The organism is Algoriphagus resistens, assembly GCF_001442615.1.
In the GTDB taxonomy this organism is placed as follows: Bacteria; Bacteroidota; Bacteroidia; order Cytophagales; family Cyclobacteriaceae; genus Algoriphagus; species Algoriphagus resistens.
Genome location: NZ_LMXN01000009.1, coordinates 118,036 through 143,253 on the forward strand (window position 1 = coordinate 118,036; position 25,218 = coordinate 143,253).

22 protein-coding genes are annotated in these 25,218 nt (G+C 41.6%); 5 read left to right on the plus strand and 17 right to left on the minus strand.

Annotation, left to right across the window (positions count from 1 at the left end; genetic code table 11):
• Positions 1–162 precede the first annotated feature (162 nt).
• The 3 genes from AS141_RS16195 to AS141_RS16205 form a co-directional block, all read right to left on the minus strand.
• Positions 163–1,398, minus strand: a complete 1,236-nt coding sequence (locus tag AS141_RS16195; RefSeq protein ID WP_082632332.1) for a multidrug effflux MFS transporter — start codon at positions 1,396–1,398, stop codon at positions 163–165.
• A gap of 400 nt (positions 1,399–1,798) precedes the next feature.
• Positions 1,799–2,932, minus strand: coding sequence for a DEAD/DEAH box helicase (locus AS141_RS16200; protein ID WP_057938727.1), 1,134 nt, complete (start codon positions 2,930–2,932; stop codon positions 1,799–1,801).
• 38 nt (positions 2,933–2,970) lie between these two features.
• The gene (locus AS141_RS16205) at positions 2,971–3,399 is read right to left on the minus strand and encodes a cupin domain-containing protein (protein WP_057938728.1); all 429 of its coding nucleotides are present in this window, start codon (positions 3,397–3,399) and stop codon (positions 2,971–2,973) included.
• Positions 3,400–3,613: 214 nt separating this feature from the next.
• Between AS141_RS16205 and AS141_RS16210 the strand changes: the two genes are divergently transcribed.
• The 3 genes from AS141_RS16210 (at position 3,614) to AS141_RS16220 (ending at position 8,115) form a co-directional block, all read left to right on the plus strand.
• Positions 3,614–6,166 (plus strand): DUF7133 domain-containing protein, encoded by a 2,553-nt coding sequence (locus AS141_RS16210; protein ID WP_057938729.1) that lies wholly within the window; start codon positions 3,614–3,616, stop codon positions 6,164–6,166.
• 3 nt (positions 6,167–6,169) lie between these two features.
• On the plus strand, positions 6,170–7,270 hold the full coding sequence (locus AS141_RS16215; protein WP_057938730.1) for a sugar phosphate isomerase/epimerase family protein: 1,101 nt from the start codon (positions 6,170–6,172) through the stop codon (positions 7,268–7,270).
• A gap of 62 nt (positions 7,271–7,332) precedes the next feature.
• On the plus strand, positions 7,333–8,115 hold the full coding sequence (locus AS141_RS16220; RefSeq protein ID WP_057938731.1) for an SDR family NAD(P)-dependent oxidoreductase: 783 nt from the start codon (positions 7,333–7,335) through the stop codon (positions 8,113–8,115).
• A 2-nt stretch (positions 8,116–8,117) separates the two neighbouring features.
• Here AS141_RS16220 and AS141_RS16225 read toward each other — a convergent pair whose 3' ends face one another.
• The 3 genes from AS141_RS16225 to AS141_RS16235 form a co-directional block, all read right to left on the minus strand.
• On the minus strand, positions 8,118–8,651 hold the full coding sequence (locus tag AS141_RS16225) for a dihydrofolate reductase family protein (RefSeq protein ID WP_057938732.1): 534 nt from the start codon (positions 8,649–8,651) through the stop codon (positions 8,118–8,120).
• 492 nt (positions 8,652–9,143) lie between these two features.
• The gene (locus AS141_RS16230) at positions 9,144–10,826 is read right to left on the minus strand and encodes a DUF2207 domain-containing protein (protein ID WP_057938733.1); all 1,683 of its coding nucleotides are present in this window, start codon (positions 10,824–10,826) and stop codon (positions 9,144–9,146) included.
• 54 nt (positions 10,827–10,880) lie between these two features.
• Positions 10,881–11,441: a LemA family protein gene (locus AS141_RS16235; RefSeq protein WP_057938734.1), complete on the minus strand. Its 561-nt coding sequence runs from the start codon at positions 11,439–11,441 to the stop codon at positions 10,881–10,883.
• A 319-nt stretch (positions 11,442–11,760) separates the two neighbouring features.
• Between AS141_RS16235 and katG the strand changes: the two genes are divergently transcribed.
• Positions 11,761–14,025 (plus strand): catalase/peroxidase HPI, encoded by a 2,265-nt coding sequence (gene katG, locus AS141_RS16240; protein ID WP_057938735.1) that lies wholly within the window; start codon positions 11,761–11,763, stop codon positions 14,023–14,025.
• 217 nt (positions 14,026–14,242) lie between these two features.
• Here the strand turns inward: katG and AS141_RS16245 are convergent, their stop codons facing one another.
• The 3 genes from AS141_RS16245 to AS141_RS16255 all read right to left on the minus strand — a co-directional run bounded on the left by AS141_RS16245 (position 14,243) and on the right by AS141_RS16255 (position 17,213).
• Positions 14,243–14,866, minus strand: a complete 624-nt coding sequence (locus AS141_RS16245) for a 2OG-Fe(II) oxygenase (protein ID WP_057938736.1) — start codon at positions 14,864–14,866, stop codon at positions 14,243–14,245.
• A gap of 190 nt (positions 14,867–15,056) precedes the next feature.
• Positions 15,057–15,845 carry a polysaccharide deacetylase family protein gene (locus AS141_RS16250; RefSeq protein WP_057938737.1) on the minus strand — a complete coding sequence of 263 codons (789 nt, stop codon included), beginning with the start codon at positions 15,843–15,845 and terminating at the stop codon, positions 15,057–15,059.
• A 36-nt stretch (positions 15,846–15,881) separates the two neighbouring features.
• A complete protein-coding gene (locus AS141_RS16255; protein ID WP_057938738.1) occupies positions 15,882–17,213 on the minus strand; it encodes a GntP family permease in 1,332 nt (443 codons plus the stop codon).
• 200 nt (positions 17,214–17,413) lie between these two features.
• On the opposite strand from AS141_RS16255, the gene AS141_RS16260 reads away from it, so the two are divergent.
• Positions 17,414–19,492, plus strand: coding sequence for a beta-N-acetylhexosaminidase (locus tag AS141_RS16260; RefSeq protein WP_057938739.1), 2,079 nt, complete (start codon positions 17,414–17,416; stop codon positions 19,490–19,492).
• A 178-nt stretch (positions 19,493–19,670) separates the two neighbouring features.
• Here the strand turns inward: AS141_RS16260 and AS141_RS16265 are convergent, their stop codons facing one another.
• From AS141_RS16265 to AS141_RS16295, 8 genes are all read right to left on the minus strand, one after another.
• Complete coding sequence (locus tag AS141_RS16265; protein WP_057938740.1) at positions 19,671–20,147, minus strand: acyl-CoA thioesterase; 477 nt, start codon at positions 20,145–20,147, stop codon at positions 19,671–19,673.
• A gap of 107 nt (positions 20,148–20,254) precedes the next feature.
• Positions 20,255–20,557: a hypothetical protein gene (locus tag AS141_RS16270; RefSeq protein WP_057938741.1), complete on the minus strand. Its 303-nt coding sequence runs from the start codon at positions 20,555–20,557 to the stop codon at positions 20,255–20,257.
• Positions 20,558–20,608: 51 nt separating this feature from the next.
• Positions 20,609–21,253 (minus strand): MOSC domain-containing protein, encoded by a 645-nt coding sequence (locus AS141_RS16275; RefSeq protein ID WP_057938828.1) that lies wholly within the window; start codon positions 21,251–21,253, stop codon positions 20,609–20,611.
• A gap of 328 nt (positions 21,254–21,581) precedes the next feature.
• The gene (locus tag AS141_RS27425; protein ID WP_082632339.1) at positions 21,582–21,791 is read right to left on the minus strand and encodes a transposase; all 210 of its coding nucleotides are present in this window, start codon (positions 21,789–21,791) and stop codon (positions 21,582–21,584) included.
• 3 nt (positions 21,792–21,794) lie between these two features.
• Positions 21,795–22,043 (minus strand): hypothetical protein, encoded by a 249-nt coding sequence (locus AS141_RS26880; protein ID WP_057938742.1) that lies wholly within the window; start codon positions 22,041–22,043, stop codon positions 21,795–21,797.
• Between the two features lie 36 nt (positions 22,044–22,079).
• Positions 22,080–23,201, minus strand: coding sequence for a type 1 glutamine amidotransferase domain-containing protein (locus AS141_RS16285; protein WP_057938743.1), 1,122 nt, complete (start codon positions 23,199–23,201; stop codon positions 22,080–22,082).
• A gap of 81 nt (positions 23,202–23,282) precedes the next feature.
• Positions 23,283–24,326, minus strand: a complete 1,044-nt coding sequence (locus tag AS141_RS16290; RefSeq protein WP_057938744.1) for a helix-turn-helix domain-containing protein — start codon at positions 24,324–24,326, stop codon at positions 23,283–23,285.
• Between the two features lie 403 nt (positions 24,327–24,729).
• Positions 24,730–25,209, minus strand: coding sequence for a hypothetical protein (locus AS141_RS16295; protein ID WP_057938745.1), 480 nt, complete (start codon positions 25,207–25,209; stop codon positions 24,730–24,732).
• Between the last annotated feature and the right edge of the window lie 9 nt (positions 25,210–25,218).

A 25,218-nucleotide genomic window follows, 5' to 3' on the forward strand; every position in this document is an offset into this window, starting at 1 on the left:
TTGGTGCCATTCTATTGGGATAATGGATATGAAGGTGCCTATTGTTTCGCGTTATTCGACAGGGGCACTGGAGGACAGATTTACCCAGATTTAATCAAGTAGATTATCGATTAAGAAAAAGCCGGAATCAATCAGGGATTCCGGCTCTGGTTTAAATAGGTTTTAAGAAGCATAAGCTTCTCTGTTTCGTTGGCGGCTGATCGTTCCGGGGATTGATTGATCCATTTTTAATACAACAAACCCGCCTAACGCGCACACGGCCATTCCCAATACCATAGGGAAAGCAGAACTCGCATGGAATAAGCTCACAATCGCAGTCACTATTCCCCCAATGGCCATTCTCATGCTCCCTAGCATAGCTGATGCCGATCCGGCATTTTTTGAAAACGGAGCCATAGAAAGTGCAGTAGTATTTGGGCCGTTCAAACCATGGGCTGTCAAGAATAAGAACATCAGCGCGATCAGGGAATAAACATTGTATACATTGAAATAAACCCCAACTACAAGCAATAATCCTGTGAAACTTTGATAATGCAAGGAGAAATTGATGATCTGCTGTGAAGTGAATTTTTTCAATAAAATATGATTCAACTGTGTGGAGCCGATCATCGCAAAAGCAAGTATTGCGAAGATCCATCCAAATTGATGTTCACTGACGCCATATAGATTCATGAATACATCCGCCGAGCTGGCGATGTAAGCAAAAGGAGCAGCTCCTGCGATACCTCCCACAAGCATGTACACCAAAAACTGGCGATTCTCAAGGACTTTAAGGTAGCTTTTCCAAACCTGCTTTGGCTTTAGGGACACTTCTCTGTCCGGTAATGCTCCAGAAGGAAGTACTACCACTGTGGCGATCCAAATAATAGCAGTAAGTGCTGCCAAAATTATAAATACCCAGTGCCAATTATAAGAAGCAGTAACGAATCCACCTAGCGTTGGGGCTATCATCGGAGAAACAGCAATTACCAGAACAAGAAGAGACATAGCCTGAGCAGTTTTTTTCACAGGGAAAATATCCCGCACTATTGCCTGCGCAGATACCATTCCAGCACAACCTCCAATTGCCTGTAGAAAACGCATGAAAATCAGGTTTTCGACGGATTGGGACAAAGCGCAGCCTATGGAAGCTAAGATGTAAATAGCCAGACCTCCATATAGCGGCTTTTTCCGGCCATATTTATCCAAAAGCGGTCCATAGAACAATTGGCCAATCGCAATCCCAACCAGATAGGCAGTAAGTGAAAGTTGGATATTTGAAATAGGTGTTCCTAGATCTTTTGCCATCTCAGGAAAGCCTGGAAGGTACATATCGATAGAAAAAGGACTGATTGTACACAAAGCACCAAGTACCAGGACAATCTTAAAGTATTCAGTTTTAGTATATTTCTTTTCCATCCTAAAAATAGTTTACCTAAAATATAGTATCCAGAAGAAACAGATTGACTTGTTAATGAGTTCGTAAATATTCGCTAAATTTTTTGCGAATTAATTAGGCATAATTAGAATGTGTTGTAAAATAATCAATCTCTTACTGTTCTTTTTAAATAATAATCCCATCAACCCGTATGATTTTGGATAATCCCGAAACTGCCAAAGAATAGATTTTGAAAAAGGGGGATTTATAGCCGCTTTTTTACAAGCAAGAAAGCGAAACGCAGCATGGGATCTGGTGAGCAAGAGTATTAGGATACACTTCGGTCATCGGTTACTTGTACTGAGCGAAGTATCGGTCTTCCGACCAGACAGGTGAGGGAAGTAGAAAAACTGGCATCATTTCGGTTTTTTTTTAGAGGATTTAAAACTCAATATCATCTATACCTCTCAGCTGCACATGCTTTTTCATCTTCTTTTGGATGATTTTGAAGTGATGAAGATCCTCCTCGGCGATTAGGGAAATAGCTTCACCGGTAGCACCTGCACGGCCGGTTCTACCTATCCTATGAACATAATCCTTTGGAGATCTAGGCAATTCATAATTGATCACTAGCGGTAAGAATTTGATGTCAATTCCCCTTGCTGCCAGATCGGTGGCCACCAATACCCTGGTTTTGCCGGTTTTGAACCGATGCAGGGCTTCTGTCCTTGCGCCTTGGCTTTTGTCCCCATGAAAAGCCAGTGCATCCACACCGTTTTTGTTGAGCTTTGTGACAATATTGTTTGCAGCCCGGATAGAGGAAGCGAAGACCAGGATTTGAGACCAATCGCCAGAGTTAATCAAATAACGAAGGAAAGGACCTTTTTGCTCCATGGGAACGCGATAGGCATATTGCTCGATTAAATCTGGAGAGACAATGTCAGGTTCAGCAGCGATACGGACTGGATCGTGCAGCAGCTCATTGATTAATCCTTCTACAGATTCTTCATTGGTAGCTGAGAAGAGTATGTTTTGTCGCTTACGGGGAAGTTTCTCCAGAATCTGATCCACCTCTTCTTTGAACCCCATGTTCAGCACCTTATCCGCTTCGTCCAGCACCAGAACTTCGACTTGATTAAGATTTAGAGAATTCTTCGAAAGTAAATCCAATAACCGGCCAGGAGTAGCAACCAAAATATCCGTTCCGTAGATTTTCATCATCTGAGGATTAATGGAAACACCACCGAAAACTGCCAAGGCCTTCACCGGCCTATTTAGAAACCTGGCAAAATTCTCCGTTACTTCAGCTACTTGGCTAGCTAATTCCCGCGTGGGGACTAGCACCAACACAGGGATCATTCTTCCTTTATTTGGAGCTTTTTCCTGAAGCCTCTGGAGTATAGGGAGTATATAGGATGCAGTTTTTCCAGAGCCTGTGGGTGCTATTCCCAGCACATCTTTCTTTTGCAGAATAGCCGGGATAGCTTCAATCTGTATCGGGTAGGGGCTGTCATATTTTGCTTTTGCGATAGCATCAAGGATCTGCTTTGAAAGTCCTAATTCTGAAAAGTTCATGTGCTGGAATTTTCGTCAAAGTTAAGGCTTGGAATTTACTATTGTACTTTTTCGGTAATCTTCATTCCTGGTGTTCCTGCATAGAAGACTATGATCTCAGCATCCTCATCGCCCATATTCTTCCCCAAATGCTTTTTATTCACCACTTCCACTATCGGGTCCCCGGCTTTGAGTGTGAGTTCATTGCCATCTTCATCTATCACAAAAAGCTCCCCTTTCAGCAGTACGCCTGCGTTGATTACGGGATGATAATGTAAGGGGAGTTCAGAATGTGCAGGGATGGTGATTTTCAGAATGGATATCAGAGGTTTTGAACTTGGGTAATGTGGCAGTGAATCTCCATTCCAGGAAAATTCGGACTGGATCAAAGTGACAGAACTTGGTGCAGCCGTTTCCATGACTTCTTTTTTGAAGATGTAAAATGAAAACAGTATCAGGATGGCGATAAGCAAACTATTTTTTAACATGAGGTGGAGTAGTATTGAATCCGATGAATATAGGCATAAAGAGAGAGCCTCTTATGATGATAAGGTATGAAGTAATGTTTCCACTAAAAAAATCAAGCTTGTGTATCAGCCGAATATGTTTCAAATTGTACAGACCTTTTTTAAGTTAGTCAAAATTTGTAGCGATTAGTTTAATTGGGGGAATTTGCTCAAACCCAAAATTCCGTATTGTAGTATGTCGATTACCCGTAGTATTCCTTATTTTTTCATAGTAATGATGTTGGCTTCTTGTGCCAAAACTGTCACCGAAGACCCTTCAAATCCCTCTCCGGCCAGAACTGCGGAGGAAGAATTAGAAACTTTCCAACTGGAACCAGGATTCCAAATCCAGCTAGTTGCCTCAGAGCCCATGGTGGAGGAGCCCGTTTTTATCACATTTGATGAGGATGGGAGGCTTTGGGTGATAGAAATGCGGGGATTCATGACAGATACACTGGGGTCTGAAGAAGACAAACCAATTGGAAGAATCTCTATGTTGGAGGATGAAAATGGTGATGGCCAGATGGATAAGAGTACTGTCTACATGGATAGTTTGATCATGCCCCGTGCGCTAGGTTTTTTCGCTGATGGAGTACTAGTATCTGAAAATAGTGCCCTATGGGTTACCCAAGATCTGAATGGTGACCTTAAGGCTGATACCAAGGTACTTCTGGATTCTACGTATGCATCATCAGGCAATCCGGAGCACTCAGATAATGGTTTACTGAGAAATGTGGACAACTGGTACTACAATGCTAAATCACGATTGAGATATAAATATGCCAATGGCGAATGGATAAGAGACACTACAGAATTCCGTGGACAATGGGGAATTAGCCAGGATGACAAAGGAAGATTGTTTTACAATTATAATTGGTCCCAACTTCACGCGGATCTAGTACCACCTAACTATCTCTCCAGAAATCCCAATCATGACCCATCCACAGGGATTGACTTTGGAGTTGCACAGGATCGTAGAGTCTATCCGATCCGGCCGACTCCTGCGGTGAACAGAGGTTATATTCCAGGTGTTTTGGATGATAATCAGAGACTGATGGAGTTCACAGCAGCATGTTCTCCTTTGATTTTTAGAAGTACACTTTTCCCTACCGAATATTATGGAAATGCCTTTGTGGCAGAACCTGCAGGCAATTTGGTGAAGAGGAATGTCCTATCTGAAGATGGAAATGCAATTGTGGGCATAGACCCAAATCCGGGAAAAGAATTTTTAGCTTCTACAGATGAACGGTTTCGTCCTTCTGCTTTTGCGACTGGACCAGATGGCGCTTTATACCTGGCCGATATGTATCGTGGATTGATCCAGCATGGGGAATACCTTACCCCTTACCTGAGTGAACAGACGGTTGGCAGAGGTTTACTTACGCCTATCCATTTGGGGAGAATTTGGAGGATTGTACCAGAGGGTAAAAATGCAAGAGCGATGCCCAAGCTTTCGCAAGCAGGCAATGGGAAATTGATAACATTGCTCTCAGACAAAGACGGTTGGTATAGGGATATGGCACAGCGTCTCTTGGTGGAGAGAAATGATAAAAGCGTGAAAGACGGTTTGATAAAAGTAATATCAGATTCAAATACAAGTGAAATGGGACGCTTTCATGCGCTTTGGACTTTGGAAGGACTTGGTTTGCTTTCAGAAGATCTGCTTTTTTCAGCCCTCGATAACTCTTTTGGTCTGATACAAAATACCGTCTTAAGATTATTAGAACCATTTGCCCAAATTTCTTCCACTACCCGTTCAAAACTTGCTCAAGCTATGGAAGATGCTGTCGCTTCTTCTACATCCCAAGAGGCCCTACAGCTTGCATTGAGTGCACATGTACTACCTGCAGATGAAGGTGAAAATGTCCTTTCCGCCATTTTCAAAACGCATGGTGGCGATCCTCTCATACGGGATGCGATGATGAGCAGCCTGGCAGGAAGAGAATACGATTTCCTACAAAAGCTTTGGGCTTCTGCAGATTGGAATGATCAAGATCAGACAAAGGAGATTTTTTTGGAAACCCTTGCAACCGCAGTTGTTAAAAATGGAAAGTCTAAGGAAGTTAGCGGGCTTTTGGCTATGGCTAATTCCAGGGAACTGGGCTGGAAAGAGAACATTCTTATTTCCGGAATGTCTATTCAGGCGGCAAACTTAAAGGACAAAGAGCCAATAGTCCTGAAAGCAGAACCTTCACTGTTTAGAAGAACCGATCTTCCAATTGATGAAAATCGTTTGAATATGCTGAAAGGGATGTTTTCCTGGCCTGGATTTGTGCCTTCCAAAACGGCTATTTCCGAAACTCAGCTTGATGAGAAAGGAATGAGGCAATTTGCGCAGGGCAGACAGAAATTTTTAGTGACCTGTGCAGGATGTCACGGCTCAGATGGAGCAGGTGCCAGCAGAATGGGGCCTCCGCTGGTTGGCTCAGAATGGGTACTTGGTGATGAACGAAGACTGGCGATGATCTTGCTACACGGGTTGGAAGGGCCGGTGGATGTAGCAGGCAAAACTTATGATGCCCCTGATATTCTTCCCGTAATGCCCGCCCATTCTACCATGGACGATGGGAGCATTGCAGCGATTCTGACTTATATTAGAAATGAGTGGGGCAATCAAGCACCGTTGATATCAGGGCGTACAGTCAGCAAAACCCGCCTAACAACTCAGGGTAGAGTCTATCCATGGAAAGCCGAGGAGCTAAATGAGTACATAGAATCTTTACCTGATGCAGAAACCCAAAAACCATAGCCTATGAAAACTTCAAGATCAGATTTAACCAAACCTGAGGCTGATAGAAGACATTTTATTAGAACAGCAAGCCTTGGAGCAATGGCGATGAGCTTTCCATTTCCTTCCATTCCCGGCTACTTGAATAGTACCCCAATGGGTGTGGTTGTCCATTCCTATGGAGCCAGATGGCATTCTCAAGAAGCTAGTGAGAAGTATCCTGGTTTTACTGATGCAATTGATTTGATGGAGCATTGTAAGCAAATCGGTGCTGGCGGAGTACAGGTGTTGGTGAGCGGTTGGGCGGAGGATTTTGCCAAAAAAGTGCGGGATCGAAGGGAAAAGCTGGATTTATACCTGGAGGGTAGTATAGCGCTTCCAAAGTCCATGGATGAGGTGGCGAGATTTGAGGGAGAGGTACTAGCTGCAAAAGAAGCTGGTGCCAAGGTTTTGCGTACTGCTTGCTTGGGAGGTAGAAGGTATGTGAATTTCAAAACCGCTGAGGAGTATAGCGCATTTAAAGAAAATGCTTTGAAATCTATAGGATTGGCGGAACCGATTGTGCGAAAGCATAAAATAAAGCTAGCAGTAGAAAATCATAAAGACTGGACTGCCAAAGAACTGGAAGCTATCATTATTAATCTGGGCAGTGAATGGATAGGAGTGACATTGGATTTTGGAAATAATGTGTCATTTCTGGAAGATCCTATGGAAGTCATTAAAGTTTTGGCTCCTTACGCTTTTTCTACGCATGTGAAAGATATGGGAGTGAAGGATTATAAGGATGGGTTTCTTTTATCTGAAGTTCCTCTGGGTCAAGGTATAGTTGATTTGAAGATGGCAGTGGAGCTGTGTAGGGAATATAATCCAGGGATTAATTTTAGCCTGGAGATGATTACCCGTGACCCATTAGAGATTCCGTATCTGACTGATGGGTATTGGGCTACGTTCGAAAATGCATCTGCTCAGGAGACTGCCAAAGTCCTGCGGATGATAAAGGAAAATGATTTTCCTGGAGCGCTTCCCCATGTTACCGGGTTCAGTCCTGAAGAGCAGTTGGCTTTTGAGGAGAAGAATGTGGTGGAGTGTCTAAATTACAGTAGAAGTTCACTGGGGTTGAAATAAGTGTTTTTAAAAAGTAATAAGGAAATCAATATATAGTTCAAACCATTAACAGATTCGTGATCATGTCTAATAAATTACCTGGAATCAAACTTTTTGACTTAAGTGGAAAAGCAGCCATCATCACAGGTGGTTCCAAAGGTCTGGGATTGGCAATGGCTGAAGGGCTTGCTTCCGCTGGCGCAAATGTGATGCTTGTCAGCAGAAATGTGAAAGAAGGAGAGGAATCAGCAAAGAGAATCTCCGAACTTTATGGCGTAAAATCCTTTGGATTTGAAGCAGATGTCGTGAAAAAAGAGCAGACAGAAGCCATGGCTAAAGCGGCTTTTGATGCTTTCGGAAGAATCGATGTGTTGATCAACAGTGCAGGAATTAACATCCGCGGAGCGATCGACGAATTGCAACAGGAGGAATTCAGCAAAGTAATGGATATCAACGTAACGGGAACCTGGCTTTGCTGCAAAGCGGTGACCCCGTATATGAAAGAAGCTGGTCAAGGAAGTATCATCAATCTGGCGAGTACGCTAGGGTTGGTTGGACTAGCGAACAGGACGCCTTACGCTTCCAGCAAAGGCGCAGTGGTACAAATGACACGGGCGTTGGGATTGGAGTTCGCACCATTTAATATTATGGTAAATGCAATCTGTCCGGGGCCATTTTTGACAGAAATGAACTTGCCTATTGCAGATACCGAAGAAGGGAAAAAGTTTGTGGTAGGCGCTACAGCTCTCGGGAGATGGGGGAGACTGGAGGAAATCCAAGGTGCAGCGATCTACCTGGCTTCGGATGCAGCCACTTATATGGTTGGATCTATGCTTACTGTAGATGGAGGATGGACTGCCAGATAAATTCACCTGGATCTGACGAAATGGTTTTGCACGACTTTGTCCAAAAAGCGGGTAGATTGAATGCATTCGAATATCAGTTGCTTAGACAACCCTCCAAACAAAGGAATGCCCGAGCCCAATAACACAGGAATCGTGGTAATGATCATTTCGTCAATTAGGTCCTCTTTTAGGAAGCTCTGAATGGTTTTGCCTCCATCGATGTAGAGATTGTGAAAACCCTTACCATGAATTTCAGATAGTACCTCCGGAATACTTCCTTTGATTAGAAATGCCTTGTCCCGAAGTTTTTCAGGAATCTCTGTCAGGGAATTACTCCAGACAAAAACCGGCTTTTTATAAAACCATTCTCCTTCAAAACCTGCTACCACCTCAAAGGTATTTCTTCCCATGAGCAATGCATCGATGCGGGAGGTGAACTTATTAAATCCGGTATCGATATGATCAATTTCAGGAAAGGTAGAAAGCCAAGCCAGGTCATCGTTTTTTCCGGCAATGAAACCATCAAGGCTTGTAGCTATAAATACACTGTTTTTCATATTCTTATAATTGATTTTTATGGACACGCCGAATAGTCGGGCAGGCTATTGAATCCCGCTTGATAGCTAATCATCTCTTTTTGGGTCGGGCTGCAATATGCTCGATTTCATCTAAGTCTGATTTCCTAAAATTATTACCAACTCGCCAAATTTTCTATTCTGAAAATTTTCCCGGTCATTAATTGTCTGAATAATTTCTACTGGATCTTCAACTATTTCTTAAAGCCTCAGTTCATCACTTATTGACTGAATCAAAGAAATATATCTTTTCTTCAAATGTGTTTACTGGCATTTACCAAAACAGCGTCATCCTTAAGATTATCATGTATATCCGATATTCTATGAGGAAAGTACTAAAGGCATCAAGAGATTTGGAAATAATAGCATTTAGGCCACTTCGGTCTTTGCTTTTTCATGCATTATATAAAAGATGATATAACGACTGGTAAAGGGTATGAGAATGGGTGTGATTTTATTAGTAAATAGGATTAATTACCAGCTTCCGCCTCCACCTCCGCCAAATCCACCTCCAGATGACCCACCTCCGCCGGACCCACCAGAACTTGAAGGTGAACTGATCATAGTGGATTGAGTGGATTTGATAGAATTGTTGAAGGACTTGGAAAAATGGCTCATGGTCATGAGCCTACCCGAAGTAGAGTGATACCAAGCTGGAGGCTCTAAATTCAATCCTTCGAATTTTTTTGCCCATTTGTCAAACATCCCAAAGGCCAATGCATAACTCATTGTGGATTCGAAATAGGTTGGATCTTCCTTGAGTAGCATTTTGAGCTTGTTCTCCTCAGCAACTTTGATGAATTGTTTGAAACCTTTCAGCTCAGATAAAACCATTGTGCCGTCCTTGTTCTTTTTGATTAAAAACTGGCTCAGGGTTATTAAGAGAATGACAGAGACTGTTGCAGCGATTGCTGCTAGTATTCCCCAGAAAAACAAAAAGGTTGGTGCAAGAAGAAAGAGTAGAATTAGTAATGCCACGATAGTGAAATTCTTGATTCTTCGGGATTTGTTGACATAATAAATCTGTGCAGAGTCCTTTAAACTTCCTGCAGCCGTACTCATCGTGGTGTAGAACTTCTCTTTGAGACTGCTGACCAGTACTTCTGATTTAGATGCAAATAAGCCGTTAAACAACTGGCGCTGGTATATTGGAGCATCTGTTGGGATTTCTTCCAGCTTGGTGAGTTTGATGTCATCCTTTGCAAACCATCCTTTTTCATCAATCTCCTCAATAGCCAGGTATCCGCTGGAAGCCCAAAATGGAATTAGAGAAATTAGATCTGCGGTGTCTCCAGAGTCATCAATCAGATAGCCAGCCATGGCTGGATCCATATCTTTCGGAGGATAATAGCTGGTAGTCGTCGTGACTAAATCGTCCTTTCCATGTTTTTTCCAGATCGCATGAAAAGCAATATAAACTAAGCTCAAAATAATAATCCACCCATAGTCTGTCCAGAAAGGCCAAAAAGGTTTGATCTCTTTGATACTTCCCAAAGGTAATTTCAAAAGCACAGTCACGGCTTCACCACCTGAAGAAACAACGCCGGGTTTGCTTTCTCCCGAAAAGACTCCATTCGAAAACTTTGTGTCGAAGTCCTTGGTAGGAGTAGAATTTCCTACATCTCCCGAATAAACATAATATTCTTCGGGAGTTAGAATGATTCCATCTGGCAAATGGATCTTTAAGTCAATTTTATTGAAAGGTGCAGCCCAATCGCTTGGCTTTATGTTCCAATAAAATAGAATTGCTTCGGATTCGTGGAGGAAAGCATTTTCAACGCTATAGCGGATTTCATATTGCTGCGGTCCTTCCAGTGTAATACCTGCATCTCCGATTTTTATTTGCAGGTTGTTGGACATCCTTTGTCCTATTTTTGAAGGCGCATCAAACTTATAGCCCGGAACATAAATATTCCTAAGCTTGATTTTTCGAGTTTCTTCCTGGCCATCTTCATTGAGTAGATCATAGGAGGTTTGAATGTTCCGATAAATCCCGTGCTTTGGAACCTCAAAATTGAGGTTATATTTTTCGATTACATCAAAACATCCCTCCTTATGAACAGTAATATCGACTGAATACGAAGTGACGCTAAAATCCTGTGCAAAGACCTCTAGCTGCACAAACAGAAAAAGGAATAGACATAAGGTTTTTCTCATAATAGGTCTCATTTGCTTAAAAAATGCCAGGTTTAGCACGTCTTTGATCCCCTGTCATGAGAAACTCACCTTCACATTTTCACGGCTTTCTGGCTCGGCCTCGAAGTAGTCGAAATGCTGATAACTGAACATGCCTGCAAAAAGAACTCCAGGGAAGCTTTCTCCATAGGTATTGTTTTCGCGGACAGTGCCGTTGTAATAGCGCCTTGCCCGTTCAAGATTTTCTTCTATTTCGTTGAGTTTGTCCTGTAGTTGGAGGAAGTTAGTGTTTGCTTTTAGATCTGGGTATGCTTCACTCAACGCAAAAATGCTTCGGAGAGTCTTTTGGAGCTGGTTTTCTGCCTGTATCTGCTGATTGATGTCATCAGTCGGGACAGCCATTGCGGTGTTTCTGGCTTGAATCACCGCTTCCAATGTTTCTTTTTCATGGCTTGCGTAGCCTTTTACAGTTTCTACAAGATTAGGAATAAGATCGTATCTACGCCTCAGCGCCACATCAATATTACTCCAGGCATCTTTTACGGTGTTTTTATTTTTGACAAATCGATTGAAAATCCCTACGAGAATGACTGCCAGTAGCAGAATAATTCCAATAATAATGAGCAGTGTTACCATAATGGATTGTTTTTAAGCTATGTTGAGACAAGAGGAAATTAAAAACGTTAACCTTTCGGTTTTCAATGATTTAACATTTTCAAAATACTACCTTTTAGCGAAAACTCAAGAATTTAATGAAATTGAGCCTTGTCTACTGACATTTAAAGTGGTTTGTTTCCCAAATATTTGATATTTTGAAATGTAGCTCTTATGCAAGTTGATTCTATCGCATATCGGCAACACTCATAGTTTTTATCAATTGAATTTTTAATTACATAAATAAACATTTTCCTAAATTAGCTCCAGTAAAAATCAATTAAATACAAACCCTAATCATATGGATAACAAAGAAAACGGACATGATTATACAGACCCAGTATGGGATGTCAACGATAGTGAGGCAAAATGTCCATTTACCAGTGGTGCGATTCACCACACAGCCGGCGGGGGAACAAAGAATAAAGATTGGTGGCCGAATCAATTGAACTTGAACATTCTACGTCAGCATTCATCGAAATCCAATCCTATGGATCCAGATTTTAATTATGCTGAGGAATTCAAGAAATTGGACCTTGCTGCAGTGAAAAAAGATCTGGCTGATCTGATGACAGATTCGCAGGATTGGTGGCCGGCAGATTTCGGACACTATGGCCCATTTTTTATCAGAATGGCCTGGCATAGCGCAGGTACTTATCGTATAGCTGACGGCAGAGGCGGTGGAGGATCAGGATCCCAGCGCTTTGCTCCGTTAAATAGCTGGCCTGATAATGCTAATCTGGATAAGGCGAGATATTTACTCTGGCCGATCAAGCAGAAGTATGGAAGAAGGCTTTCATGGGCTGATTTATTGATTCTGGCAGGAAATGTTTCTTTGGAAACAATGGGCTTTAAAACTTTTGGATTTGCTGGTGGCCGTGAGGATGTATGGGAGCCAGAGGAGGATATTTATTGGGGTTCTGAGGGAGAATGGCTTGGCGATCAGGACAGGTATGCAGGAAGCGGAGATGGAGAGAGAAATCTGGAAAATCCGCTTGGAGCTTCTCACATGGGATTGATCTATGTGAATCCAGAGGGTCCAAAAGGACAACCAGACCCAATCGGAGCTGCACACGATATTAGGGAGACTTTCGGTCGAATGGCGATGAACGATGAGGAAACTGTTGCCTTGATTGCAGGTGGACACACGTTTGGAAAGACGCATGGTGCCGCAGATCCAGGAGAATTCGTTGGACATGAGCCGGAAGGAGCGAGTATAGAAGAGATGGGCTTGGGTTGGAAGAATAGCTTTGGTAAAGGCCATTCTGGAGATACCATTACCTCTGGAATTGAAGTGACCTGGACTACCACTCCAACGAAATGGAGCAATAATTTCTTTGAAAATCTATTTGGATTTGAGTGGGAATTGACCAAAAGCCCAGCGGGAGCACACCAATGGAAGCCAAAAGGCGATGGAGGCGTAGGAACTGTTCCAGATGCCCATGATCCTGCAAAAAAGCATGCCCCAAATATGTTGACAACTGATTTGGCATTGAAAGAAGATCCTGTATACGGGAAGATTTCCAGACGTTTCTTCGAAAATCCTGATGAGTTTGCAGATGCATTTGCCAGAGCCTGGTTCAAATTGACGCACCGGGATATGGGACCTATTCAGCGCTATTTGGGTCCGGAAGTGCCAACCGAAGAGTTGATCTGGCAAGATCCTATACCAGCTGTAAATCACGAATTGGTAGATGGGTCAGATGTTTCGGCATTAAAGGCTAAAGTCTTGGATTCAGGATTGTCAGTATCCGAATTGGTTTCAACGGCTTGGGCATCGGCATCTACTTTCCGAGGATCAGATATGCGGGGAGGAGCCAATGGAGCAAGAATCAGACTTTCTCCCCAGAAATTCTGGGCTGTAAACAATCCTACCCAGCTTGGAAAAGTGATCGATAAACTGGAAACTATTCAAAAGGAATTTAACTCTTCTCATTCAGGCGGAAAACAGATTTCTTTGGCTGATCTAATTGTCTTGGCAGGCTGTGCCGGAGTAGAAAAAGCAGCAAAAAATGCAGGTAAGGATATTACAGTTCCTTTTACTCCAGGTCGTATGGATGCTTCTCAAGAACAGACTGACGTTGCTTCTTTCGCGGCTATGGAGCCTGCTTCGGACGGGTTTAGAAATTACTTCCGACCTACTCATAAGGCTTCAGCTGAAGAGATGCTCATAGACCGGGCTCAACTACTGAAACTTACTCCTCCCGAAATGACAGTCTTACTAGGTGGGTTGAGGGTTATAGGAACAAATTTTGACAATTCTAACCACGGTGTATTCACCGAAACTCCTGGAGCTTTGACTAATGACTTCTTTGTGAATGTCTTGGATATGGGGACTTCCTGGAAAGCAGCAGATTCAGGCCAGCATGCATTCCTAGGTTCAGATCGCAAGACAGGTCAGGTGAAATGGACTGGAACTAGAGCAGACTTGATCTTCGGGTCCAATTCGGAGCTTCGCGCATTAGCGGAAGTATATGCCTCGTCTGATTCTTCAGATAAGTTCCTGAAGGATTTCGTGGCTGCTTGGAATAAAGTAATGATGCTCGATCGCTATGATCTGGCATAAGTTGATTGGATAAATGGAAATATAAAAGGTGATCTGGAAACGGATCACCTTTTAGTTATAGGAAGTTTTGGGGATATATTTTATGTATATCCGTTTTTCTATCAATAAAGAGACTAGTGAAATTAAGGATTTAGTCAACAAAGGTATTGAGGCCACCTCGGTCATTTGACCGACTGAGCAAGTAATTTTGGCTTCCGGTATCAATGAGGATACCCGCTTAATTCTTTAGCCACCCGGCTATACTTCTTCGCTCCCGGGTAAACGAAGGATGAACTTCATGCTCCATCTCATCGCTTCGAAAGAAGACTATCCTGCCGCCAATAGGTGAAATATCTTTTGTCTGCCTTCCTTCTGGATATAAGGAAAGCATACCTCCATCTTCAGTTTGCCAGTCTTGGTTCAGAAATAGTACAATAGAAAATTTCCTTCCTTTTTCATTTTTGAATTGATCCACATGCCTTTTATAAAAGCTCTTTTGCTCATAATTGGCATAATGGCTTTCAAAACTCTTGATTGAAGTGAAGCAGGTTTTATTCAAATGTGAAATGAAGTTGCTTACTTTTTTTAAATAGACCATTTCGAATTGATTGACGCTTTTCTCGTCTATCCATTTGATTTTATCTCCTCTGATCAGCGAATTCTTAATGTGGTTTTTCTGACTTCCAATGCCAGCTGCCTTTAGGACCCCACTTTGGTCAGCACGCAGTATATTTTCTCTCAGACCGCTGACAATATTTTCATTTACGAAATCATTGCTACAGCCATATTTATTGTCAATCAACCCTTGAATCATTTCTTCGAATTGATTTTTTTCGTCCTTTTTCTCTTGATCTTTGTCCATTTAGGCTGTTAGAACCTAGCTGCATTGATTTACAGTTAGGGTTTTACACAAGAAGAACATTCCTTGGTTCATTTTTTCATTTTATTTTTGAGAGTAGAAAAACTGAAAGAGGAAAATAGTTTTTTTGAGATCCCGAAAGAAGGATTAAGGCGGATTGTATGGCTGGTTTTGGCTTTTATTTATCCAGGTATTAATTGGCAAGTTTCTTGGTTAAATCCGGAGCAATAAGTTTTCTCGCCTCTTCTGCATCAATATAATCTTCCAATTCCCGCATAGAAATAACAGTGAAATCATTGTACTTAAGGTAGTGAAGATATTCCTTGAAAAGTTCTGGCGGGGTATTCACCCAAGGATGTTCAATGTCGGGAACGCCATGAATGGTCAGGATGACAATATTTCCGTCTCTTGCTTGTTCAAAAGATAAAAGAATCTCTTCCTTATTTTTTTCATTTGTCGCCCAGCTTGGAACCAGGTAAGGATGATCGTTCAAAGGATCATAAGCTCTGCTTCCTCCGGCACGTGCGAAGGTATAGTCTTTTTCTTCTAAAAATTCCAAAGCCTGTGCATTCAATCCATAACCGGGATATGCAAAGTTGCCGGGTTTTGCAATTCCTAAAGAGTCGCATTTTGCCTCGATGTAAATGAGTTGTGTGTTGAATTCTGCCTGGGTCAGTTTACTGACATTCGCGTGGGTATGCGTATGATTGGCGATTTCAAACCCCATTTTGTCCAGTTCCTGAATCTGCCTCCAAGTCATATACAAGGTGCTATCAGTGTAATTGGGCTGAAACTCACAGACAAAGAAAGTCGCACCAAACCCAAATTTTTGAAGCAGGGGAGCTACGACAGAATACTGGCTTGCAGGCGCATCATCAAAGGTGAGAACTACGAGCTTGTCCGGAATTGGTTTTTTGAGGATCTGGGCTTGGGAAATTATTGAATGTGAAAGGAAGGAAAGTAGTAAAATCAGAAGTTTCATAACATTGGCTTTGCATGCTGTCTATCTGCTAGATAGTTATACCACTATCAAAGTGATTAAGTATATCACGCTTATCGCCGTTACGGACATGATCAGTGTACCCAGACTGTGTGTTTGATTGCCCTGCTTGATAGATAATCCTGACAGCTGGGTCACTGCCCAGAAGAAACTGTCATTGGCATGCGAGATCGCCATAGCACCGGCTCCTGTTGCCAAGACAGCGAATACGCGCATGATTTCAGAATCCAAACCAAGACTTCCTAATAGGGGAGCAATAATCGATGCGGTAGTTATCATCGCTACGGTGGATGAGCCTTGCGCGGTTTTTAGGGCAAAAGCGATCAAGAACGGAAGAAAAATCCCCCAGCTTGCACCACTCATACTGGCACTGACCAGATCCCCGATTCCAGAGTTTTGCAGCATTTTCCCGAATACTCCTCCAGCACCTGTAATCAGAATGACAGGAGCAGCAATCAAAATCGCTTCACCTATCCAGCCAGAGGAGGAAAGCAATTTGGCATCAAATTTCTTTGGCAAGCTAAAGGCCATAAAAGCGCCTAACAGTAGGGCGATGACCGGGCTTCCTGCGAATTGGATAAAGGTATAAAAAGCACCATCTCCAAATGGTTTTGTGGGGTATTTGGCAATGGAAGCTGCAATAATCAGAATCAATGGAACAACAATAGGAAGAAAAGAAGCAAACACTGACGGTCTTTGTTTCTTTTCAATTTCCTCTGTTTTTACAGCCATTTTTGGCATTAATGGAATTTTATAGGCTACTTTTTTGACAAAAATATAGCTGGGAACCAGGGCAATCAAACTTACGATAAGCCCGTAGAAAATGATCATTCCAAGATCAGCTTCATAGATTCCTGCTGTTGCAATCGGTCCTGGTGTGGGCGGGACAAGCGAGTGTGAGGCGGTAGCCCCCAAGGCCAAAGCAATAGTGGTGGCTGCATAAGGAACCTTGCTTTTCAACGAAAGCGATTTGCTGATGGGATTCATCATAATAAAGGTACTGTCTCCAAATACAGGAATAGAAAGGATATAACCTGAAATCATCATAGCAAGGGTTACCGATTTCTCGCCAATCCAAGACAGGATTTTCTCAGCAATTACGATAGCTCCCCCAGTTTTTTCCAGAAAAGTGCCCATCATCACACCAAGCAATATCAGAAGGCCAATACTTCCCAATACCCCTCCAAATCCTTCGGAAATGGATTGAAGGATCAATTCTCCAGGCATTCCCGATAAAAGTCCGTAAAGAATAGCACCACAGAAAAGTGCGAGAAATGGATGAATGTCAAATTTCACTATGGCAACAAGAATTACTGCCAAGGCAAAAAGGATAATCAACAATGTGAGCATTTTAGGTTAGGTTGGGTTTGAAAAAAGAGCATGAAACAGGTCGTGTTCCGAGCCTTCAACCTAAAAATTAGGGAAAAAATGGGAATATTAAAGCCTAAAGTTCTAATAGCTTTATAATTGTTTGTTGAGTGGTTCTAATAGCTTCGAATATTTGGTATTTTAGCCAATTCATCATTATTTAAACCAGATAACCTCATTACATGCGCGTATTTTCAACGTTCAATCTGCTGCTAATCTTATTACTGCTTTCTTCCTGCAATTATTCTTCCAAGAAAGAGGGTAACTTTATGATTTTACCCAGTCCTTCATCTATGGAGATTTCGGGAATTTCTGACTTGCAGGTCTCTGATATCGGAAAACTGGCAGATGAGGCAAAAGCAGATTTTATCTCAGGGAAATCTCTTGAAAACGGGAATAATAAATTGTTGACGCTCAACTTAGATGAGGGGGCTGAGCTTAAGGCTGAGGCTTACACCCTTGATATTGCCGAAGATCATATTACTATCACTGCTGCTACAAAAGAAGGGCTCTGGTACGGGTTAATTACTCTGGGGCAATTAGTGCAGGATGCGCTGGATCAGGAGGCTGCTTTGCCCTTGATCTCTATAAAAGATGAGCCGGCATTGATGTACCGGGCGGTGCATCTGGATGTCAAACACCACATGGAAAAGAAGGAATATTATTATCAACTGATGGACCGATTGGCAGAAATGAAAATCAATGGGGTTATCCTTGAAATAGAAGATAAGCTGGCTTTCCAAAAGCAGCCAAAAGTTGGATCTTCAGATGCGTGGTCTATCAAAGAATGGAAAAAACTTAGCGAGTATGCCATGGCTAGGAATATCGCAATTTCGCCATTGGTGCAAGGGTTGGGACATGCATCCTTTATTTTGAAACATGACGAGTACAGGGATCTGCGCGATGATCCAGATAGTGATTGGGCTTTCAATCCGCTTGATGAGCGAACCTATGAGGTGCAATTTGATTTATATGCGGATGCACTGGCGGCTTTTCCATATGCACAGTACCTACATGTGGGAGGGGATGAAGTGCATACTACAGGAAGAGGAAGTGGTAAATCAGCGTTGGAATTACAGTTGATCTGGCTAAATAGAGTAAGTGAATATGCTGACCAAAAAGGATTGACTCCGATTTTTTGGGATGATATGCCATTGAAAAATGCGGAAGTTTATGGATCTATTTTCAACGGGAATTTATCTGAAGCCCAGGTGGATAGTATCTGGACGGTGAATGAGCCAAATCTGAACAAGTATGTGGATATGTTTCCAAAGAATTGTGTGTATATGCGCTGGAACTATGACATGCCCGAGTCTATAGGGAATAATCGTGCAATGCAGTGGTTTACTGATCATGGGTTCAAAGTGATGGGGGCTACAGCAGGCCAGACTCGCTGGAACCTGATGCCGCTTGAAGAGAGTAATACGGCAAATATCCGGGATTTTGCATTGATCTCCATTGCCAATAAGGCTGATGGATTGCTATTGACACTTTGGGATGATGATTCTCCACATTTTGAATTATACGGCAGGGGGATTGCAATTTTTTCGGAATACACCTGGGCAGGTAAAAAGCGGACTTCTGATGAGCTTCATGCAGCCTATAGACAGCGTACTTTCGGTCCTGAATTGGTTGCAGAGGGCTTTGCCTTTATCAATGACCTGGAAGAACCCGTCGCCTTTTGGAAAAATGCCTTACTGGATGATAAAGACCGAAACCAACTGCGAAGTATGGATAATCCTATGCAGGATGCAGTGTTGACATTGCCGGAGGCAAATGCTCCGGGAGAATGGACGGAAAGTAATAGGTCTAAATTGGCCAAAGCGAAAGAAAACCAGCAGGTGATAGATTCGGTTTTATACAGGATATCTGAATCCAAAAAAGCAGCCCTCAGAAATAATTACACGCTGGAAGTATATGAGCAAGTGGCTAAAGTAGCTCAATTTTCTAATAAATCACTGCTGCTTCTGGCGGCGTGGGATCTGGCAAAAACTGCTGAAGAGAGAGAAGCTGCAAAAGGGAAACTGCTGGATCTTGAAGTCGAATGGAAAACCCAATTGGCGGAACTGGAAAACACCTATGGTAAAACCAGAGTACTGAACAAGCCGGATGATTACATTTTAGATCAGGATCATCATGTTCATTTAGCCAATCAGGCAATTAAGTTTTCAGACTGGCAGTTCTATGTGGAGGGTTTATTCCTTCAAAAAATTAAAGAAGGAAATAGTTTGGAGATGAGAAGTGGTCTTGAGAGTAAATAGGCTCTTATTAAACAGCGAGGAGTCCAAAGATAACGCATTGTGAAATAGATAAATCAAATTGCAAAGCCTCCTGCTACTTCAGAAGCAGGAACTCATCGTGCTTTATGGATACAACTTTCCCATAGTTTTTAAACTTTGGGAAAGTTGTATCTTTTGCTTCTCACTTTTAACTTCAAAACTACTCATTAAAGAAGGGCTTCATCTCGTTATGAATGTCCTCTCTGAGTGCTTTTAGTTTGGTAGCGTATTCTTCCAGTTTTTTTTCCTGATCGGTTTGGGGAATCCAAGGTTTTACCTTTTTGGGAGAACCATTTTCATCTACTGATACAAAAATGATAATACAGTGAGTCTTTTTCTCAAATTCCCTTTGAGAAAAATCCCGGGAATAAACCTCAACCATAATGTGAATGCTAGAACTTCCAGTATAGATCACCTGGGAATCCACCTTGATCACCTCACCGATATTGATAGGTTTGTAGAATCGGATACCGCCAACATAAACGGTTACACAGTAACTTTCAGACCAAGTGCGGGCACAGGTATAAGCCGCTTGGTCTATCCATTTCATCACTACACCTCCATGCACTTTTCCTCCAAAATTGATGTCTGATGGTTCGCTGATAAATTGGAATGAGGTTTTGTGTGAGGTATCCATAGGTTTGGTTTTTTGTTAAAGGCTGCTAAGCTAAGAGATATTTTGGGTTTATGGTGGATGTGGAGGGGTTCGGTTTGATTAATTATAATTTTAACATTGCACCCTAATTACAGTTTTGCACCTTTAATAAGCCAGACTGACTTAATAGATTGTTCCTTCAAATGGATATATTTTTTACGTTCCTCATCCTTGAAGAAATCTGCTACATCTTGCTCATTTTCGAATTCCACCAAGTGTATTTCATAAGGCATTTCTATGTTTTGCTCGATAATGTTTTCAGAACTAGGTTTATATCTGAATAGTAGCTTGCCCTTATGTTTTGCAATTAAAGGGATGGCAACAGCTTCAAATTCCAAAAAACTTGCTTCCTCACCGTCCAGAATGTAAATAAGTTGGGTAAAGTAAATCATAACTATTCAGCGGTTAATGAGTCAATTACTTGTCTATGTCTTGACTGGATTTTATGAGCTGGAATTGATAAATGAGCTTAGTAAAAATCTCTTTTTTGGCGGAATAGCTTTGCTGCTAGCGGCAATTTTCAAGAGGTTCTGATCTTTATCTTTAGCAAAAACCAATCGGAATAAATCGGCAACGGAGAGGCTTGAGTTAGGTCGCTCAACTAGAATGAATTCATCATCAATGGCCACATACCCCTCTTCCAAAATACTCAGATAGGTTCCGCCAAAGCCATGTTGGATAAATTGCTTGATGACATGTTGAGTTCCAAACTTATGACCGAATTTATAGCAGGGTTCCCGGTATTGAGAAACCTGCACCAAGGTTTCGCCAACTTTATAAATATCGCCTAAGTAAACTTCATTTTCATCAAATCCGGAAACGGTCAGATTCTCACCAAACATTCCCCAGGACCAATCCAGGTCTGGATACAGATCTTTCCAATAAGGATATTGCTCCGCGGAAAAGATATAGCAAGCCTTATAATATCCTCCGTGATTTAGTCTGTTGGAGACCTCATCATTGATGACATCGTTCTTTGTCAAATAGATCGGTTTGCCTGTAGGCTTTTTATAAATCCCCGTAATCTCTTCTTTTCCATTCCAGGTGAAAGAAGTAGGCTTTCCAAGATTTGTAGAAATGATTTTCATGAGTTTTTCGAGCATTCCAATGAATGCTATATTTTGTGCTTATAAATTATTTCTGTTTTTCCGTTCAATTTAAGATTTTCTACAAATCACATCCGAAAATAGCACGTGATTTTGGAATTATGCTTTACTGAATTTGGAGTTGATATTTGTGAACTACCATCTCACGACAGAGCCGATGGGCTGGACTTCGGTGGTCATAGACCCGCCCAATGGCAACGCCTCATCCCGTTTTGTTTGTGTCCGACTGCATCCCCACAACCAGACAATACCTTTATATCTTGTGTTAAGATGTTCTTTGTCGCATTGACATCCCTGCAAGTTTTTGTTTTTACCTTCCCCTTGACCTGCTTCCTTTTGTTTTCTTCGAAAGCTGTCTTTGCCCAAACCTGAGCTTCTTTAATTTGGTCTTAAGTGATCTGATGTTTTCATAGATGCTTCCATCTGAAAGAACGGCAAGTTCCTTTATACCCGTATCAATACCAACTGATTTCCCTGTTTTGCCATAGGGTTTATGTTCGACTTCGCAAGTAATCGATATGTGCTATTTTCCCGTTGTTGACCTTGAAACAGTGCCAAACAAAGGTTCACCTTCCAACGCTCTATGAAGGTTTATTTTAATTCCTTCTTTGAATTTTGGTTTCACAAGGTCTGCTGTCCCCAACGGATACATTTTGTGGTATTCTGAAACTTCAATTAGTGTTGTTACATGATGGTACTTTATGTCAGTATTATTGATGTCGGCATTTACCCTGGGGCGATGAGCTCTTTGTTTGTCCAATAGGTGAAGCATCACCTTCAATTTCGCTACATCAAAAAGTCTTCACAACTAAAGCCCGTATCTGGAAGTTTCCACCTCTTCTAGTATATTTTTTGCATGGCTCAATAAGCCAATTTGCTGAATGCATTCTGTGAAGTTCCATTGCATTGCCGATACAAAACAATGCATAGCCAGTAAGGTGCGATTCATTTCTCTGTGATTAACGGCCATTTCAGTGATTCTTTTTTTTGCGGACTCATATCCCTCCTTTTGATAGACTCCAAGTATCTCGACAGCATTTTCTTCAGGTGTAACGATACGTGTTTTGGGCTGGTAACCCAATTGTTTAATCATGGCTTCCGCTAGCCTCCAGGTGGACCATGGGTTTTGTCCTGTGATCAGATTTTGGTCACTCACTACGTTTTCCAAATACATATTACCTTCTTTGAAATTGGCCCCACTTTCAATCAACCTGTCTTCCAATAAAAAAGGGAAAATGGTTTTTGCATCAGGAATCAGAAAGAGTTCTTCATTATTTGTAAAACTGCTAACGGACTTACCCATTAACAAAGGCTTTCCGCCTTCCACTTTAACGTTCACCAAAGCAGCAGGACCATGGCAAACTGCACCAATAACCTTCCCTGACTGATAATAAGAACTGACAATTGACTGAATATGGGGGTTGTCAGGAAAATCGTACATCGCCCCCTTTCCACCGACAAAATAGATGGCTGAATACAGTGAATTATCCACTTCAGACATAGCTAGTGTGTTTTTTGTCTTTAGCTGAGCAACAGAGTCATTGAGAAAGGCAAAATCGTACACCCCCATGTCTTCATCATCAATGATGACAGGGGGTTCACCGCCTTTTGGACTGGCCACATCCACTTCAAAACCGTTTGCTTGAAAGACGTAGTATGCCCGTGATAGTTCTGTGAGTTCATATCCTGTAGCTTTACCGCTTACACCCATTGTTTCTGTGCTTGTAACTACGGCTAGGATCCTCCCTCTGTTTTTAATTTTGTTTTCGCTTAGATAGGGGAGCGATCCGATGACCGTTAGGCTGATGGTATTCTCGGGATCTGGTTCTGGAATCAAGCTGATAAACCAATACCCAAAGGCAAAAAGCAAGAGGGTTAATCCTAGTATGGTAAGTAATACCCGTTTCAGTGTTTTCTTGAATAGTGACATTTGCTTTCTATGATTTTGAGCAAAACAACCAGACAAGTGTTTCAAATCCTTTCTAAATGATCATTTCGCAAAAGCAAAAGATCATTCTGTCAAATCCTGTCTGTATATCTGGGGTGTTTTGCCTGTCTGTTTTTTGAAAGCACTATTGAAACTGGAAATACTATTGAACCCTGCTTCATATGCAATGACGGAGATTGTATAGTTGTTGTAGCTGGAATCTTCAAACAATTGAATGGCATATACCACTCGGAAGTTGTTTACAAATGCGTTGAAGTTTTTCTGACTCTTCAGGTTGATTACCATTGAAAGCACCTGTGTGCTTACTTTCAAGGCTTCACTCAGAGATTTAAGTGTTAGTTCAGGGTTTTTAAATTGCTTCTCTTCAATCATCAGTCTGCTGACCCTTGAGAATAGCTGCTCCATTTGTTGGTCAGATACCCTTGTTGTTTTGTATTTATCCTGCTTGAAAACTTGGATATACCCTTTTGATATCACAATAAAACTGATCACATAGACTACAATAGAATAAAGTATTGGACCCACAATGTAGGGGAACATTTCATCAAACAGATTGAGCACGTATGCTACCCAAATAATAAACAAGCCATAGAGGAGCAATGTAAGAAGCTTATATGTCTGGTCGGGTATTCCGGCTTTGCGCTGTTTGGAGAGATATCGCTTGCTTTTGATAAGATAAAATAAGTAGTGGGTATAATAGCATACAAAGAGCACTATAAATAATGCCTTCGGTAAGGTTTTCATGTCACTATCACTAATCCAGAGACCGAACAGCATCGCCAAAAAACATGGTGAAAAATGCAGCAATTGTCTTTTGGTCCATTGAAAAGATTGATCAATGATTGCCATTGTGTAGAGATAAAAAAGGGGGCCTATGGCCATCAGTGTGCCCAGACCGACAAAAATGAATTTGGCCTCCAGGTTTTCATGAAATTCGAGAAAGACGGATTTACCAACGCGGAATGACAAAACCAGGAGCAGTGTACCAAGTAAATGGTTAGCAAGCGAATTTCCTTTTTTTGTCGTCCACAGAAACAGCGCTATAAACAAACCATGTATGACTCCTAGTCCACTGATAATAACAAGGAATATTTGACTTACTGACATTCGTGTAAAAATACAGAAAAAAGTATTTGGGTGATTATCTCACACTATTGAGTTTAAGAACACTTTTTGTAATCACAAATAAGATACAACGGTCCGGGGCTTTGGGATGGGGACGCACCCATACTGGGAACAACAATTACACTTTCCAGATTGAGAAGAAAAAGTTATTTATGTATGATGGACTATTACTCAAAATCAAGATCTGAGATTCAGCGAACAGCCATACAAGAGATTATTAAAACAAAAAGCTAGTTTTTGGATTTGTAATCTACAATTTTATCTTCCTGATTCAGGGTTAGTAGATGAACAGAAACTAGTAAAAGCTCATCTTTCGATCCAAGTCGAAAGATAATGGGTTTTCAAGAGCTGAACTGTCATAGATGGAGGGAAACCTCCGGTCGTTTCAAAGGTGTTTCCATATGCAGCAAGCCTTTTTAGTGGTAGAACAGTAATTTATTAAAAAACTTCCGAATTGACCATCTGTTTTGGGATAGAGAGACTCAACGTTTACTACACTATCTTCGGAATAGGATCTTGTTCCTTTACAAATAGCCCAAATATCACTAAATATATCAGGAGATATGGCGTTCAAAAGTTCGCTTTGCATTGGTTTGGAAATTCCAGTGATTTCATAATCGTAGTCTTTATATCGATCAAAGTATCTATTTATGCAATCTGCCTGATCTCCGTCACAGTTAGTTATTTGGCCAACAACGAATTCAGTTAGTCTATTAAGTTCTCCGATCTGATTTGGCTTGAAGTAGTTCTCAAGCTGTGTTTTGCTTCCAGCTTTTTCAAATTCATTCAAAATCACTAAAAAGCTAATCGAAAGCATAACCGTGCCTAAAGCGAGAAGTCTAACGGATTTTTTTGAAATTGCCATCAGAACTTA

Coding starts and splice junctions, on each gene's coding strand:
- AS141_RS16215 (WP_057938730.1), top strand. CDS start 6,170: ATGAAAACTTCAAGATCAGATTTAACCAAACCTGAGGCTGATAGAAGA.
- AS141_RS16205 (WP_057938728.1), bottom strand. CDS start 3,399: ATGTTAAAAAATAGTTTGCTTATCGCCATCCTGATACTGTTTTCATTT.
- AS141_RS26880 (WP_057938742.1), bottom strand. CDS start 22,043: ATGCTTCACCTATTGGACAAACAAAGAGCTCATCGCCCCAGGGTAAAT.
- AS141_RS16245 (WP_057938736.1), bottom strand. CDS start 14,866: ATGGACAAAGATCAAGAGAAAAAGGACGAAAAAAATCAATTCGAAGAA.
- AS141_RS16295 (WP_057938745.1), bottom strand. CDS start 25,209: ATGGCAATTTCAAAAAAATCCGTTAGACTTCTCGCTTTAGGCACGGTT.
- AS141_RS16255 (WP_057938738.1), bottom strand. CDS start 17,213: ATGCTCACATTGTTGATTATCCTTTTTGCCTTGGCAGTAATTCTTGTT.
- AS141_RS16220 (WP_057938731.1), top strand. CDS start 7,333: ATGTCTAATAAATTACCTGGAATCAAACTTTTTGACTTAAGTGGAAAA.
- AS141_RS16195 (WP_082632332.1), bottom strand. CDS start 1,398: ATGGAAAAGAAATATACTAAAACTGAATACTTTAAGATTGTCCTGGTA.
- AS141_RS16285 (WP_057938743.1), bottom strand. CDS start 23,201: ATGTCACTATTCAAGAAAACACTGAAACGGGTATTACTTACCATACTA.
- AS141_RS16230 (WP_057938733.1), bottom strand. CDS start 10,826: ATGAGAAAAACCTTATGTCTATTCCTTTTTCTGTTTGTGCAGCTAGAG.
- AS141_RS16235 (WP_057938734.1), bottom strand. CDS start 11,441: ATGGTAACACTGCTCATTATTATTGGAATTATTCTGCTACTGGCAGTC.
- AS141_RS16265 (WP_057938740.1), bottom strand. CDS start 20,147: ATGGATACCTCACACAAAACCTCATTCCAATTTATCAGCGAACCATCA.
- katG (WP_057938735.1), top strand. CDS start 11,761: ATGGATAACAAAGAAAACGGACATGATTATACAGACCCAGTATGGGAT.
- AS141_RS16225 (WP_057938732.1), bottom strand. CDS start 8,651: ATGAAAAACAGTGTATTTATAGCTACAAGCCTTGATGGTTTCATTGCC.
- AS141_RS16290 (WP_057938744.1), bottom strand. CDS start 24,326: ATGTCAGTAAGTCAAATATTCCTTGTTATTATCAGTGGACTAGGAGTC.
- AS141_RS16270 (WP_057938741.1), bottom strand. CDS start 20,557: ATGATTTACTTTACCCAACTTATTTACATTCTGGACGGTGAGGAAGCA.
- AS141_RS16200 (WP_057938727.1), bottom strand. CDS start 2,932: ATGAACTTTTCAGAATTAGGACTTTCAAAGCAGATCCTTGATGCTATC.
- AS141_RS16250 (WP_057938737.1), bottom strand. CDS start 15,845: ATGAAACTTCTGATTTTACTACTTTCCTTCCTTTCACATTCAATAATT.
- AS141_RS16210 (WP_057938729.1), top strand. CDS start 3,614: ATGTCGATTACCCGTAGTATTCCTTATTTTTTCATAGTAATGATGTTG.
- AS141_RS16260 (WP_057938739.1), top strand. CDS start 17,414: ATGCGCGTATTTTCAACGTTCAATCTGCTGCTAATCTTATTACTGCTT.
- AS141_RS16275 (WP_057938828.1), bottom strand. CDS start 21,253: ATGAAAATCATTTCTACAAATCTTGGAAAGCCTACTTCTTTCACCTGG.